This is a genomic window from Brevundimonas vesicularis (genome assembly GCF_014204545.1).
Lineage (GTDB): Bacteria > Pseudomonadota > Alphaproteobacteria > Caulobacterales > Caulobacteraceae > Brevundimonas > Brevundimonas vesicularis_B.
Genome location: NZ_JACHLJ010000001.1, coordinates 1,292,575 through 1,306,135 on the forward strand (window position 1 = coordinate 1,292,575; position 13,561 = coordinate 1,306,135).

Consider the following 13,561-nt stretch of genomic DNA (forward strand, 5'->3'; position numbering starts at 1 on the left):
TTACCTCATGCACCGCTGCCGACAGGTCGTCGGCCTGGTCCAGCGCCGCTGTTCCCGTAGCCCGAACAGTCCGGCCGCAGGCGTCGCATCGTATCGCGCATCAAGCCTGTGCGACTGAACGCTGGACGAGGCCCGCAGCCGCGCCCAGCCCAGATCTCCATCCACCGAGGCCCAGACGCCGTCGAAATCGTTGCGGCTGGGCTCCGTCAGGCTGCGACGACGCGCATAGGGTTCGTGGGCGCCCAGGTTGGCGTACTGGCTGTCGTCGACGTCGATGGTCTGGGCCAGGACGCTCGCCTTCAAGGTCCAGCCGGGGTTCAGACGCAGCAGCGCCGCCGCCCTCAGCCCCTGCCGATGCATGCCGCCGGTATTGCTCAGTCCGAGGGCCTCGTCATCGATGTAGCCCCCGACCCGTTCGTCATAGCCGACGACGCGGACCGCCAGGCGATCGCGAAGGATCGGGGCGTTGATCATCAGTTCGACGGCGTCGCCCGGCGCGCCGCCGGCCGTCAGAGCCCCCTCCGCCGTCACGCGCCCATAGACGCCGTCCAGGTCCGGCGCGCGGCTGACCATCTGAACGACGCCGCCCATCGAACCGGCGCCGTACAGCGCCCCTTGCGGCCCGCGGAGAACCTCGACACGTTCGATGTCGGCCAAGCGCAACGCCGGGTCAGGCGCGTCGTAGGTCAGGCGCACGTCGTCGAGATAGAGCCCGATCAGGCTTTGCGCCTGTCCAGCGACGGGTCCGTCCGCCAGGCCGCGAATGAAGAGCTTGTCGCGTCCCGGCCCCAGATTGGTGACCGTCAGGCCCGAAAACGCGCGCGGCGACGCCGTCAAGGTCGCTGACCCCGGCCCGTTCCAGCGCCACCCCGTCCAGCGACGACAGGCTGTAGGGGGCGCGCGACAGCAGCAGATTGTCCGTGCGTGACGCCGTCACCACGACTTCATCCAGGGTCGTCGGGGTCACGGGCGCTGACCATCATCGTCCCGACCGGCAACGTTCACTCGGTCGCCGCCCTCACGGCGACTGGCACGAGGGCGTCGAGGCCCTGGGCCTGGCCGCGATCATCGTCGCCATCGTCGGCCGCGCCTGGTGCTCGCTCTATATCGGCGGACGCAAGAAGGCCGAGATCGTCGACCGTGGCCCCTATTCCATCACGCGTAACCCACTGTATGTCTTCAGCTTCATCGGCGCCTTCGGCGTCGGCGCCCAAACCGGCAGCGTGACGATCGGCGCGATCTTCGCCGTGGCGACCTTCCTCATCTTCCTGCGCACGGTTGGCCGCGAAGAGGCCTGGCTGGCCGAACATTTCGGCGCGCCCTATGCCGCCTATTGCGCCCGCACGCCGCGCTTCCTGCCCAATCCCGCCCGCTGGCGCGACGCCGAGGAACTGACCATCCGTCCCGCCTTCTTCGTCCGCACCCTGCGCGACGGCCTGGTCTTCCTCGCCGCCATCCCCGTCATGGAAGGCATCGAACGCCTGCAGTCATCAGGGTTGATCGGTTTTTCGATCAGCCTGTTCTAGCCCTAACCGTCGCGCCATTCGCTGAGCGTCTGGCCGTCGGCGTCTTCGAAGGCGACGCGGTCGAGTTGCACTGCGCCGATGCAAACCGGCCGTTGATCGGCGGCGGCGGTCCGGCAGTGGATGGCACGGCCGTCGGCGAAGGCGGTCATCCGGCCCTCGAGGACAAGACGGTATCCTTGCGCCGACGGCACGGGTGGTTGACCGTCCTCGCCACGCAACGTGAACTCATAGGCGCGACCATTACGGCGGCCGGTCCGCGCGCCGTTCGCCTTGAACACGGCGGCCAGACCCAGCGTCTGAGGCGAAGGCTGGTCGGACGTCGAGGCGCCGGGCGCCATCGCCGGGCAGGCCTCGGTGCGCAGCCACGGCCGTTCCAGCCAGAATCCTTCGACCGCCTCCAGGCCGCTGTCGTCGCGTCCAATCAGACCAGACTGCAGCCAATCCGTCGGCGCCAGGCTAAACCTTAATGTCTGGCGGTCTTTCGCCCAAGCCACGGTCGCCAGTCCGTCCGTCGCTGTCTCAGCAGCGTCATTAGGCTCACCGCACCCAAAGGGCTGACGCATAACAAAGCGTCGCCCGGCCAGAGACGCGCCGCCGACCTCGCGCCCTGCGGCGAAGGCCGAGGCGGCGATGTCCATGGCCTCGAGCAGGCCAGCACGGTCCAGAACAGGGGCAGGCGCGACCGTCACGACCGGCGGCGATTCGGATTTTGCAGCCGGAGCAGGCGCGGGCTGCGGCTCACGCTGGCAGGCGGCGAGCGCCAGAAGGGACGCCGCGAGCGCGACGAGCGAAAGACGAGGCGACGCAATCGGATCGGGCATGGAACCACCCTAACACGCGAACCGCTGAGGGGGATGCGCTCACCCGAAAAAGGTTGACGCGAAGGACGGGGAACGGTCTGCACAGCATCATGACTTTCGACCAGATCGCCGCCCTCGCCGTGCTCGTCGCCGTCGTGGGCGTCCTGATTCACGGCAAGATGCGGGCCGACGTCGTCGCCTTGACCGGCGCCGCCGTCCTTCTGCTGCTGGGCGTCGTGCGTCCGGTCGAGGTGCAGGGCGCCTTCGCCAGTCCCGCGGTCATCGCCTTGGCCGGCCTGTTCGTCATCGCCTACGCCGTTGAACTGTCCGGCCTCTTGGGCTGGCTGATCCGACAGGCGACGCAGCTTTCCGCCCGGATCGGCGCCCGGGGCATCTGGATCGTCATCGGCCTGTGCGGTTCGGTCGGCGGCTTTCTGAACAACACCCCTGTGGTGGTCTTGGCCGCGCCGGTGATCCGCGACGTGGCCCAGTCGCTGCGCCTGTCGCCCAAACGCTTTCTGATGCCGCTCAGCCACGTCACGGTCATGGGCGGTCTGCTGACGCTGATCGGGACATCCACCAACCTGCTCGTCAACGACATGGCCCGCAACGCCGGCCAGCCGGTGTTCGGCCTGTTCGAGATCACCCCCGTGGGTCTGGCCATCGCAGTCGTCGGCGGCCTGTGGCTCTATTTCGTGGGCGCGCGCCAACTCGGCCGATCCGTCGCCAGGGATGAGGCGGAAGCCGCGCGCCTGGCGGAAATGGAAGAGGCGCGTCGCCGCGCAGAGGCCGAGGCCATCAATCGTCGCAAGCGCCTGCTTCCGTTCGGCCTGCCGCGCCTGGGCGGATCACGAAATCAGGTCGATGGATCGGGCGATGCGCATCTTGGGGACGTTGAACTGTATGGCGCCGCCGATCGTCCGCTGCGGTTGAGGCCTGCTGCGATCTCGCTCGGCGTGTTTGTTTTGGTGATCCTGTCGGCTGCGCTGGGATGGGCGCCGATCGCCGCCTCAGCCTTCGCCGGAGCCGTCGGGTTGATCCTGCTGCGCGTCATCACGCCCGAAGAGGCCTATGCCGGACTGCGCCCCGAAATCCTGCTGCTTATCGCGGGCATGGTCGTGGTCGGCACGGCGATCGAGGTCACGGGTCTGGCGTCTGCTGGCGCGGATCTTCTGATCGGCGTGATCCGGCCGCTGGGGCCGCTGGGCGCCCTGATCGTACTTTACGGGGTGACGTTGTTCGCCACCGAACTGCTGTCCAACGCCACGGTCGCGGTCCTGATCACCCCCATCGCCGTGGCCTTGGCCGAAAGCCTGGGCGTGGATCCCCGCCCCTTCCTGGTGTGCGTCATGATGGCAGCCTCTGCCGCCTTCGCCACCCCGTTCGGCTATCAGACCAATGTGCTGGTCTTCAACATGGGCGGCTACAGCTACATGGACTTCGTCCGCGTCGGCCTGCCCCTGAACCTGATCACCTGGATCGCGGCCATGGTCGCCATCCCGATCTTCTTCCCATTCTGATCGTCTAGTTGTCAGATTGGTGCGGGCGGCCGGGCTTGAACCGGCAAGGACTTTCGTCCGGCAGATTTTAAGTCTGCTGCGTCTACCAGTTTCGCCACGCCCGCAGCCCGGTCTGGCCCGGTTCGGCTCCTATAGACGGAACCGGGCCGGGTCTCCAAGTCGTCAGCGTGTCGGGGCCGCCGGCGCGGGCGCGGGCTTCATCGCCCGGAAGTCCACGTCCGAGTCGGCGATCAGCCACAGCAGGCCGGCCCAGGCGGCGACGTTCTGGTTGAGTTGCGCCGGGTCGACCTTGTCCAGGGTGTCGTTGGCGGTGTGGTGCAGGTCGAAGTAGCGGGTTCCGTCCTGAGCCAGGCCGAAGAAGGGCACGCCCAGGGGGCCCATCGGTCCGACGTCGACGCCGCCTTCGGTCTCGACGCGATCGGAGGCCAGGACGCCGATCGGATAGAGGACGCGGGTCGCGGCCTTCTGGAAGTCCGAGCCTTGCGCGCCGGCGGGCAGGCGCAGGGCATAGACGCGGTCGGCGCCGAAATCGCTCTCGCCGGCGATGATGTGCTTGTCCAGCGCCGCGCCCTGGCCGCGCGCGTAGACGCCGCCGCCGTTGCCGGTCTGGGCGGTCGGCTGGGCCACTTCTTCCGAACCGTAGAAGATGACGCGCAGGGTGCGGGCCGGGCGACGGCCGCTGTCTGCGATGGCCTTGGCGGCGGCGATGGTGATAGCGCCCCCTGCCCCGTCGTCGATGGCGCCGGTGCCCAAGTCCCAACTGTCCATGTGTGACCCCAGGACGATAATCTCGTCAGGCCGCGTGGCGCCCGGCAGATCGCCGATCACGTTCTGGCTGGTGGTGCGATAGGTGCGCGCGGTCGAGGTCAGGCGCATGCGCACCGGCTGCCCCAGGGCGACCAGGCGGCTGACCTGATCGGCGTCGGGCGCGGCCAGGGCGAAGGCGGGAATGGTCGGCTTGCCATCAACGTAGCGGGTCGTGCCGGTGTGCGGCATCCGGTCCTCGTCGGAGCCCACCGAACGCATGACAAAGGCCGCCGCGCCCTTGGCCGCCGCCACGCCGGGGCCGGCGCCGCGCACGCGGGTCTGGGGACCGTAGCCGGAGCCGTCCTGCATCGGGTGCATCTGGCCCAGATCGACATAGACGATCTTGCCGCGGACGGCGGTCTCGGGCGCGGCCTGCAGGTCTTCGAAGGTGGAGAACCGCACGATCTCCGCCTCGACACCGCCCCTCTGCGTGGCTGGCGAGTGGCCCAGAGCCGCAGCGACCAGGGCCTGGGCGTTGTCTCCGACGATGGCGGCCGAGCTTTCACCCCGCTCCCAGCCGACCAGCGGGAACTCTTCGATGCGGACGTTCTGGAAGCCGTTGGCGCGCAGATAGTCGGCGGCCCAGGCGGCGGCCTGCTGCTCGGAGCGCGAACCCGCCGGGCGCGCGCCGAACCGCGTCGTCAGCTGGGTGACATAGTCCATGGCGATGTTCGAGCGCATCGCGGCATCGCGCACCACGATCGCCTGCTGCACCGTCGCCGCATCCTGTGCATGGGCCGCCGGGGTCACGGCGACAAGACCCAGGGCGACGGCGCTGGCGGTCAGCAGACGGATGGACATAGGCAGGCTCCGGACTCAGATGAGAGCCGGACCCTAGGTAGGTTCAGTCGTTCTGGAAATAGGGTTCGACCGGACCCTGCAGTTTCACGGTCAGGGCCTTGCCCTTGCGATCCACGCGGTTGCCGAGCGCCAGGCGCACCCAGCCTTCGGACACGCAGTATTCCTCGACATTGGTCTTCTCTTCGCCCTTGAAGCGAATGCCGACACCGCGTTGCAGAACCTCTGCATCGTGATGCGGGCTGGACGGGTCGACCGAAAGGCGATCGGGGGGCGTGTCGGACATGGCGTTGGTCGGGCTCAGATCTCGGGAAGGCGCGGTGATAGACGCGCAGGCGCGCCCTGCCAATCCGAAACCGGGCTCAATGAACTACGGCAGCAGGTGATAGTGCTGGGCGACAGCGGCCATCATCACGGTTCCGACCGCCGGAACGGCGAGTATGATGGCCCGGCGCATGCGGTGCGCGACGTAAAGCAGTTCGCCGATCATGGCGCGGATCCTCGATGTCATCGCTCTCTGACGGAGCGTTCGAAGATCATTGGTCGAACAGTGCGCGCTGTCGAGACGAAACGTCAGCGCCAAGATCACACTTAAGGTTACTGCACAGTTTGACGGGGCTGTGCGTTGGGCGCGGCTGACGGCTGATAGGCCTGCGGGCCGGTCGCAGTGGGAGCAGCCGCAGGCGTGGCGGCGGGACGACGCGCCGGGGTCGCGGCCGGGCGAGCCGCCGGTCGCGCAGCGGGACGGTTGGCGGCCGGGCGCGGCGTCGGACGGGTCGTCGGGGCGGCGGCGGGCTGAGCCGTCGGTGTCGCGGGCGGGGTCGTGGCGGCAGGCGCAGCAGCGGCAGGCGCGGCGGCCGGAGGGGGCGTGCCTTCGGCGGCGGCGGCGCGGGCGGCCATCTGCTGGGCCTGGAAGCGGGCGGCCAGCTTTTCCGTCAGCTCCTTGGCCTGCGGGGCGCTCATCTGGGCCATGATGGCGGCCAGGGTGCGCGGACGCATGGCGGCGGCGACCGGCAGGCGCACCCGGTCCTCCAGCGCGGCCATGACCGGGGCGGCCTCCTTGGGACGCATGGCGGAATAGACCTGAACCAGACGATCGATCTCGGCCTTCTCGCGCTCGTCGACCTGGCCGAGCATCTGCTTCATCTCGGCCTTCAAAGCTTCCAGCGCCTTGACCTTCGCGTCCAGCTTCTGCTCGGCGGCGACCATCAGCGGCAGGGTGGTGGCGAAGTCCTGATCACGCGCATCCAGCGCCGCGCGGCGCTGCGACAACGATTGGATGATCTTCAGCTCGGCCGGCGAAATCCCCGCCTGCTGGGCCAGTTGTTCGGGAGACAGGGCGGAACAGGTGCCGGGCAAAGCCGGCTTGGGCGGCGCGCCGGCCGCAACGGGAACCGCCTCCTCGGCCCAGGCCTTGGCCCCGTCGAACAGGCCAGGCGCGACGCCGACGGCGCGCACGGCGACGACCCCGCCGATGGCGATAGCGATCAGGGGCAGGATGCGGGGAAGGCGGGCCATGAAATGGGGTTCCGAACTCAGGCGGCGAACAGGTCGTCGTCGAGATTACGACGCGCGGCGTTGAGGCTTTGTTTGGCGGAATGGTTAGCGGAGCGTCCGGCCGTCAGGGCCTGAACGATGGCGGCGACATTGTCGCGCCCTGCGGGCGCCGCCGCTTCATTGCGACGGTTCGAAGAGGGGCTGGCCAGTCCCTGGATGCGTTGAGCAAGAGCCGCCATGCGTTCGGCCCGCTCTTCGTCTTCGGTTGCGGCCGGCGCCGAAGCCAGGGCGGCCGGGGGCGCGCGACGGACGGGTTCGTCCTCGACGATCCGCGCCGGCGCCACTGCCGGCGCGCGGGCGATCAGGGTCTCCAGCTGGGCCTTGACCTCACGCGCCTTGATGATCCGGTCGTGAAGCAGGTCCGTTTCCTGGCCCGAGGCGCGAAGGGTGGCCAGCGCGTTTTCGGCGCGGCCGGCGGCGGCGTTCAGTTCTGTGACAGCCTGGGCGAAGGCCAGCTGTCCGGCGCGCAGGGCGGCCAGCTTGCGTTCCAGCTTGATGCCGTAGCCGACCGCCGCGATCAGCAGCACCATCAGCACGCCGTCCATGATCATTCCGGCCATCAGACGTTCACTCCCAGGCGGGCGGCGACTTCCGGATTGACCGGTCCTTCGACGCGTATGGCGATGTGCTGGCCCTTGCGACCCATGCGGCCGGTGGTCAGCGGAATGGATCCGGCGCGGATCGAAACCTCGGAATCCGGCGTGGCGTTCAGCATCATCGTGTCGCCGACCTTGAGGTTCAGCACGCTGGACAGGGGCATCTGCTGTTCGTCCAGGACCGCGCGGACTTCGGTTTCGGTCGTCCATATCTCGGTGGCCAAGTGGCCTTCCCAGATGTTGTCGCGGCCGAACTTCTCGCCCATGAACTGCTGCAGCAGCATCTTGCGGATCGGCTCCAGCGTCGCATAGGGCAGCAGCAGTTCGATGCGACCGCCGCGATCCTCCATGTCGATCCGCAGCTTGATCAGGATGGCGGCGTTGGCGGGGCGCGCGATGGCGGCGAAGCGCGGGTTGGTCTCCAGCCGGTCCAGGTTGAAGTGGACCGGGGTCAACGGCTCGAACGCCTGGCGGGCGTCGTTCAGCACGACCTCGACCATCCGCTGCACCAGCACCCGCTCGATGGTGGTGTAGGGCCGGCCTTCGATGCGCAGCGCCGCCGTGCCGCGACGACCGCCCAGCAGCACGTCGACAATCGAATAGATCAGGTTGGAATCGACCGTCAGCAGACCGTAGTTATCCAGCTCCTCGGCGCGAAACACCGCCAGGATGGCCGGCAGAGGGATCGAGTTCAGATAGTCGCCGAACCGGATCGACGAGATATTGTCCAGGCTGACTTCGACGTTGTCGGAGGTGAAGTTGCGAAGGCTGGTCGTCATCAACCGCACCAGTCGGTCGAACACGATCTCCAGCATCGGCAGACGCTCGTAGCTGACGAGCGCGGAGTTGATGATGGCGCGGATGCCCGAGCGTTCGGAACCGTCGTCGTCGCCCAGGTCGAAGCCCAGCAGGCTGTCGATCTCGTCCTGGTTCAGGACGCGTTCGGACAGGGCGTCGCCAGGATCGCCCAGACCGCCGAAAGGATCGAGTTGCGCTGCGTCCGTCATGCCTATTGCACCAGCATTTCTTCGATCAGCACGGCGTCTACCTTGCCCGGAGCGGCGATCAGATTGACGCGGCGCAGGATCTCGGCGCGCAGCTGATAGGTGCCGGCCGAGCCGCTGAGATCCTCAGGGCGCAGTTCGCGCACGAAGCCGGTGAACATATCCTGCAGACGCGGCATCTCTTCCTGCAGGTGGGTCGCCACCTCGGCGTCCTGCATTTCCAGCGTCAGCTTCAGCTTCAGGAAGGTCGGACGGCCGTCGGGCGACTGAATGTTCATGACCATGTCGGGCAATGTGTAGAAGGTGACGCCATCCGGCCCCGCGGCGATGACGCCCAGCGCAGGATCGGCCTCGCCTTCCTTGCCGCCGCCGTGACCGCCGCCTTCCTTCTTCTCTTCCTTGCCCTCGGCCTTCTTGTCGGCCTTCTCTTCTCCGTGGCCGGCTTCGGCTTCGGCGCCGTGCGCTTCGGCAGGCTTGGGCTTCAGCATGAAGAAGGCCGCCGCGCCCCCGCCGCCCAACACCAGCAAGGCGACCGGCGCGATGATGAACAGCAACGGGATTTTCTTTTTCTTAGGCGCGGCGGCGTCGCCCTCGGCGGCCTCGCCTTCGGTCACCGCCGGCAGGTTGGCGTCGGCGTCGGCCGCAGGCGCACCCTTCTTCTTGCCGAACTTGAACATGCGCGCGCCCCGGAGACTCTCTCATGACGAGGATCGTCCGGTTTGGTTAACGCGACGTTTACAATGGGCAGGATTTGCCGGGTCGGAACGGACCCGATCCGCTCAAACCCGCATTCCGCCTCGATTAACCCTGTTGGCACGGCCGTTGCGAGAGGCTGAGGCGAAGGAGCACGCCTCTCGTGGAAAACGCCGCCTATATCGGACTGTCACGCCAGATGACGCTGCGTCGCGAACTGGACATCGTGGCCAACAACGTCGCCAACGCCAACACCACCGGCTTCAAGGTCGAGCAGCTGATGCTGGGCACCGAGATCGGGCAGCGCGCGCGCAACGACTCGATCCGCCCGTCGGCCAGCTTCGTGCTGGACAACGGCGTCGGTCGCGACTTCGGCCAGGGCTCGATGCAGCAGACGGGCCGCTCGCTGGACTTCGCCATTTCAGGCGAAGGCGCCTTCTTCACTGTGCGCGACGGCGCCAATGGCGAGGCCTACACCCGTGACGGCGCCTTCACCCTCGACCCGGAAGGGCGTTTGACCACCAAACAGGGTCAGGCTGTTTTGGGCGGCGGCGCGGAGATCGTGCTGGACCCAGCGCTTGGCGCGCCCAGCGTCGGCGCTGACGGCACCATCACCCAGAACGGACAGGTCACCGGCCGGCTGTCGGTCGTGCGTTTCGATACGCTGGGCGTGCTCGAAAAGGGCGGCGACAGCCTCTACCGCAATACGTCCAACGCCCAGCCGATCGAGGCCGCCGACGCCCAGGTTCATCAGGGCTCGCTGGAGTCCTCCAACGTCAATCCGTTGATCGAAATCACCAATCTCGTCGAGATCAGCCGCGCCTACGAGAGCATTTCCAAGCTGATCGAGAACACCACTGACCTGAGCCGTCGCGCCGTCGAGCGCCTCGGCAAGGCCGCTTAAGGGAGCCCCTCAAGTAGCGAGACGCCGAGCGTCGAGCGATAGGGAGAACAACAATGCGCGCTCTGAGAACCGCAGCCTCGGGCATGGCCGCCCAGCAGCTGAACGTGGAGGTCATCTCCAACAACATCGCCAACATGAACACGGTGGGCTTCAAGAAGCAGCGCGCCGAGTTTCAGGATCTGCTCTATCAGAACGTCGAGCGCATGGGGGCCCAGTCCTCGGCCTCCGGCACCGTGGTTCCGACCGGCATCCAGATCGGCGCGGGCGTCAAGGCCGGGGCCGTCTATCGGATCACAGAACAGGGCACGCCCCAGGCGACCGGCAACCCTTACGACATGGCTATCGACGGCAAGGGCTATTTCCAGATCAGCCTGCCTTCTGGCGAAAAGGCCTACACCCGCGCCGGCAATCTGCAGGTCAACCCGGAGGGCCAGATGGTGACCGACGACGGCTATCTGCTGGAGCCGGCGATCACCATCCCGCAGGACGCCACCAAGGTGTCGATCTCCAAGACCGGTCTGGTTCAGGTGACCCAGGCCGGACAGCCCGCCCCGACCACGGTCGGGCAGATCGAACTGGCGAGCTTCTTCAATGAAGCCGGCCTGGAAGCTATTGGCGACAACCTGCTGCTGGAGACCGCCGCGTCCGGGCCGGCGATCGTCGGGACGCCCGGGGACGCTGGCTACGGCCAGATCATGCAGTCCTACACCGAGGCGTCGAACGTGGATGCGGTGGCGGAGATCAGCGCCCTGATCGTGGCGCAGCGCGCCTATGAGATGAACTCCAAGGTCATCAGCACCGCCGACCAGATGCTGTCGGTCGCTTCGCAAGTGAAGGGCTAGGGCCATGACCACCATCCGCTCCCTGCTGCTCGCCGCCGCCGTCAGCGCGTTGGCCAGCGCCGCTCTCGCCAACCCGGTCGTCCTGCGCGCCAACCCCGTGGACGACGACGGCCGCGTCACCCTGGGCGACATCTTCGAGGGCGCGGGCGCCGCAGCCAATGTCGCTGTCGCCGAGCGCGTCGGTCCCTCGGTCGTGCTGGACGCCGGTCAGCTTCAGGCCCAGGCGCGTCAGGCGGGCCTGGACTGGAGCAATCCGAACGGCCTGCGCCGCGTCGCCGTGCGCCGATCGGCCGGACCCGTTCAGACAGAGGCCGTGGCCGCGCCGACGGACGCCGTCCAGGCCGTCCAGCCCATCGCCCGCGCCGCCTATCGTCCCGGCGCCGCGCCGCAGGTCATCGCCCGCAACGATATGGTGCGCGTCTCCTATCAGGTCGGCGGCGTGAACCTGGCCGTCATGGGCAAGGCCATGCGCAGCGCCGGTCTGGGCGAGCCGGTCGCCATCATGAACACCACGTCCAACCGCGTCATCGACGCGGTCGCCTCCGGCCCCGGCCAGGCCATCGCCGGCCCCGGCGCCGACATGGCCCGCGCCAATCCCCAACAGTTCGCCGCCCGCTAGGGAATCCAAGTCATGCGTAAAGCCGTCCTGATCCTCGCCGCCCTCGCCCCGCTCGCCGCCTGCTCGACCGTCGCCGAAACGGTGCGCGGTCCGGAACTGGCCCCCATCGGATATCCCGCCGCCCTGATCCCAGCGCAGCAGGCCTATCTGCCCGCGCGCGAGACCGCGCCGGCCAGCGCCAACAGCCTGTGGCGCACGGGCGCCCGCACCTTCTTCGGCGACCAGCGCGCACGCCACATCGGCGACATCCTGACGGTCAAGATCGACATCGACGATCGCGCACAGACCCAGAACTCAACCCAGCGCTCGCGCTCCAACGAGATCAACGCCGGCGTCAGCAATCTGTTCGGCCTGGAAAGCAGCCTGGGCCGCGCCTTCCCCGGCGGCTTCGATCCGTCGAAGATGGTCGGCATGGAAGGCGATCTGAAGTCGTCTGGCAATGGTTCGGTCACCCGCGCCGAGAAGGTGTCGCTGACCATCGCCGCCGTCGTCACGGACGTCCTGGCCAACGGCAATCTGGTGATCCAGGGTCGGCAGGAAGTGCGCACCAACCGCGAGGTCCGCGAACTGACCGTCGCCGGCATCGTCCGCCCCGAGGACATCTCGTCGGCCAACGCTATCAACCACACCCAGATCGCGGAGGCGCGCATCTCCTACGGCGGTCGCGGCGACGTCAGCCGCGTCCAGGCCCCGCCCGTGGGTCAGGCGCTGGCGGAACGCTTCAGCCCGTTCTAACGCGCGCTGACCCTGCAGGTTGAACTGCGGACGGATAACCGCGTTCAAAGGACATGCGGTCGTCTGATCTCTTGCGGTCACAGCCGCGTCTGACGACATTCAAGGCGACGCGGCGCTGCGCGTCGTCGGCGGGGGCTGACACATGATGCTTATACTCTCCGCCCTGATGGCGGCCGCGATACAGACTGCGCCCGGCGCAGGCTGGACCTGGAGCTTGTACGAGGGCGAGGGACCGATGGTGCTGGCCAACGACATCCCCGACACCGCCAACCTGCGCGCGACGCTGCAATGCCTGCCGGGTTCGGGCGCGGTCTCGGTCGCGGTCTATGGCGAGGATGCGTCCGCCGGCTTCGCCCGCATCACCTCAGGCGGGTCGACGGCGACCAGCGAGGCGCGCGTCGGGCGCGGCGGCAAGCTGGAAACGGCAATCCCCGTCGATCACCCCGCCTTTTCCGCCTTCGTGGCGAACGGCCGGATGACGATCGCCGTCGGCGACGACGCCAGCACGATCACCGTCGAACGTCCGCACATGGCCAAGCTGCGTCGCTTCGCCGATCGCTGCGCCGGCTGAGGGAGTCACGCATGCGTCTTCGCTTGATATCAGCCTTGATCGCCGTGTCGGCGCTCGCGGCTTGCGCGACCCAGGCCCCGATGCCCGCAGCCGGCTCGGCGGCGACCGCGTCTGCCCCGGCTCCGACGCCCGGTTACGACTGGTTCCTGAACACCGATGGTCAGGAGGCCATGCTGGCCTACGGCGTCGCCAACAGCGACGAGGTCAAACTTCGGCTCGCCTGCCAGGTGGGATCGAGCGCGCTGGAACTAACGTCCTCCAGCGACAAGCCGGGCCGCGAAATCCACTTGGAGTCCGGCGGCGACACCGAGCGCTATCGCGCTGCATCCGAGCCAGCCGTCGTGCATGACGGCGAACTGCTAACGGCTCAGGCGAAGACCAAGGATCCAGTCTTCCAACGCTTCCGCCGTCTGGGCTGGATCGCCGCCTGGGCTGACGACGAACGTCAAGTCTACGCCGCCCATCCCGCTGCAAAGGCGCAAATCGAGCGGTTCTTCACCGTCTGCGGTTGACGCATCGGCTCTGCTCGGCTTGCGTGCCTCTCCTGACAGGAGGGGGCGTCATTAAGATTTCTTATCTGGCTATCGCA

General features: G+C 67.8%; 17 protein-coding genes and 1 tRNA gene. 8 read left to right on the top strand and 10 right to left on the bottom strand.

From position 1 onward, the window contains the following. Positions 1–837, bottom strand: a complete 837-nt coding sequence (locus HNP47_RS06590) for a TonB-dependent receptor plug domain-containing protein (protein WP_184278812.1) — start codon at positions 835–837, stop codon at positions 1–3. An 83-nt stretch (positions 838–920) separates the two neighbouring features. On the opposite strand from HNP47_RS06590, the gene HNP47_RS06595 reads away from it, so the two are divergent. Then, positions 921–1,526, top strand: a complete 606-nt coding sequence (locus tag HNP47_RS06595; RefSeq protein WP_311770035.1) for an isoprenylcysteine carboxylmethyltransferase family protein — start codon at positions 921–923, stop codon at positions 1,524–1,526. A gap of 2 nt (positions 1,527–1,528) precedes the next feature. On the opposite strand, the gene HNP47_RS06600 is transcribed toward HNP47_RS06595, so the two are convergent. Continuing rightward, a complete protein-coding gene (locus HNP47_RS06600) occupies positions 1,529–2,347 on the bottom strand; it encodes a hypothetical protein (protein WP_184278814.1) in 819 nt (272 codons plus the stop codon). An 89-nt stretch (positions 2,348–2,436) separates the two neighbouring features. On the opposite strand from HNP47_RS06600, the gene HNP47_RS06605 reads away from it, so the two are divergent. Next, positions 2,437–3,846 (top strand): SLC13 family permease, encoded by a 1,410-nt coding sequence (locus HNP47_RS06605; RefSeq protein ID WP_184278815.1) that lies wholly within the window; start codon positions 2,437–2,439, stop codon positions 3,844–3,846. Positions 3,847–3,863: 17 nt separating this feature from the next. On the opposite strand, the gene HNP47_RS06610 is transcribed toward HNP47_RS06605, so the two are convergent. The 8 genes from HNP47_RS06610 to HNP47_RS06645 form a co-directional block, all read right to left on the bottom strand. Next, a tRNA-Leu gene (locus HNP47_RS06610) sits at positions 3,864–3,950 on the bottom strand. Between the two features lie 58 nt (positions 3,951–4,008). Beyond that, entirely contained in the window at positions 4,009–5,454 is a 1,446-nt protein-coding gene (locus HNP47_RS06615; protein WP_184278816.1) for a M20/M25/M40 family metallo-hydrolase, read from the bottom strand. 43 nt (positions 5,455–5,497) lie between these two features. Then, entirely contained in the window at positions 5,498–5,737 is a 240-nt protein-coding gene (locus HNP47_RS06620; RefSeq protein WP_045810378.1) for a DUF3297 family protein, read from the bottom strand. A gap of 84 nt (positions 5,738–5,821) precedes the next feature. Beyond that, complete coding sequence (locus HNP47_RS06625) at positions 5,822–5,962, bottom strand: hypothetical protein (protein ID WP_155965911.1); 141 nt, start codon at positions 5,960–5,962, stop codon at positions 5,822–5,824. An 86-nt stretch (positions 5,963–6,048) separates the two neighbouring features. Further along, the gene (locus HNP47_RS06630; protein WP_184278817.1) at positions 6,049–6,969 is read right to left on the bottom strand and encodes a MotE family protein; all 921 of its coding nucleotides are present in this window, start codon (positions 6,967–6,969) and stop codon (positions 6,049–6,051) included. 17 nt (positions 6,970–6,986) lie between these two features. Beyond that, positions 6,987–7,568, bottom strand: a complete 582-nt coding sequence (locus HNP47_RS06635) for a DUF6468 domain-containing protein (RefSeq protein WP_184278818.1) — start codon at positions 7,566–7,568, stop codon at positions 6,987–6,989. Next, positions 7,568–8,611: a flagellar motor switch protein FliM gene (gene fliM / locus HNP47_RS06640; protein ID WP_017504455.1), complete on the bottom strand. Its 1,044-nt coding sequence runs from the start codon at positions 8,609–8,611 to the stop codon at positions 7,568–7,570. The genes HNP47_RS06635 and fliM overlap by 1 nt, the downstream gene beginning before the upstream one ends. Before the next feature lie 2 nt (positions 8,612–8,613). Beyond that, positions 8,614–9,285 carry a flagellar basal body-associated FliL family protein gene (locus HNP47_RS06645; RefSeq protein ID WP_184278819.1) on the bottom strand — a complete coding sequence of 224 codons (672 nt, stop codon included), beginning with the start codon at positions 9,283–9,285 and terminating at the stop codon, positions 8,614–8,616. A gap of 179 nt (positions 9,286–9,464) precedes the next feature. On the opposite strand from HNP47_RS06645, the gene flgF reads away from it, so the two are divergent. The 6 genes from flgF to HNP47_RS06675 all read left to right on the top strand — a co-directional run bounded on the left by flgF (position 9,465) and on the right by HNP47_RS06675 (position 13,484). Beyond that, on the top strand, positions 9,465–10,205 hold the full coding sequence (gene flgF, locus HNP47_RS06650; protein WP_184278820.1) for a flagellar basal-body rod protein FlgF: 741 nt from the start codon (positions 9,465–9,467) through the stop codon (positions 10,203–10,205). A gap of 53 nt (positions 10,206–10,258) precedes the next feature. Further along, entirely contained in the window at positions 10,259–11,047 is a 789-nt protein-coding gene (gene flgG, locus HNP47_RS06655; protein ID WP_055754135.1) for a flagellar basal-body rod protein FlgG, read from the top strand. Positions 11,048–11,051: 4 nt separating this feature from the next. Then, positions 11,052–11,666 carry a flagella basal body P-ring formation protein FlgA gene (locus tag HNP47_RS06660; RefSeq protein WP_184278821.1) on the top strand — a complete coding sequence of 205 codons (615 nt, stop codon included), beginning with the start codon at positions 11,052–11,054 and terminating at the stop codon, positions 11,664–11,666. A gap of 12 nt (positions 11,667–11,678) precedes the next feature. After that, a complete protein-coding gene (flgH, locus tag HNP47_RS06665) occupies positions 11,679–12,401 on the top strand; it encodes a flagellar basal body L-ring protein FlgH (RefSeq protein WP_055803887.1) in 723 nt (240 codons plus the stop codon). Positions 12,402–12,543: 142 nt separating this feature from the next. Next, positions 12,544–12,972 carry a hypothetical protein gene (locus tag HNP47_RS06670; protein WP_184278822.1) on the top strand — a complete coding sequence of 143 codons (429 nt, stop codon included), beginning with the start codon at positions 12,544–12,546 and terminating at the stop codon, positions 12,970–12,972. A gap of 11 nt (positions 12,973–12,983) precedes the next feature. Further along, positions 12,984–13,484 carry a hypothetical protein gene (locus tag HNP47_RS06675; protein ID WP_221414927.1) on the top strand — a complete coding sequence of 167 codons (501 nt, stop codon included), beginning with the start codon at positions 12,984–12,986 and terminating at the stop codon, positions 13,482–13,484. Positions 13,485–13,561 lie beyond the last annotated feature (77 nt).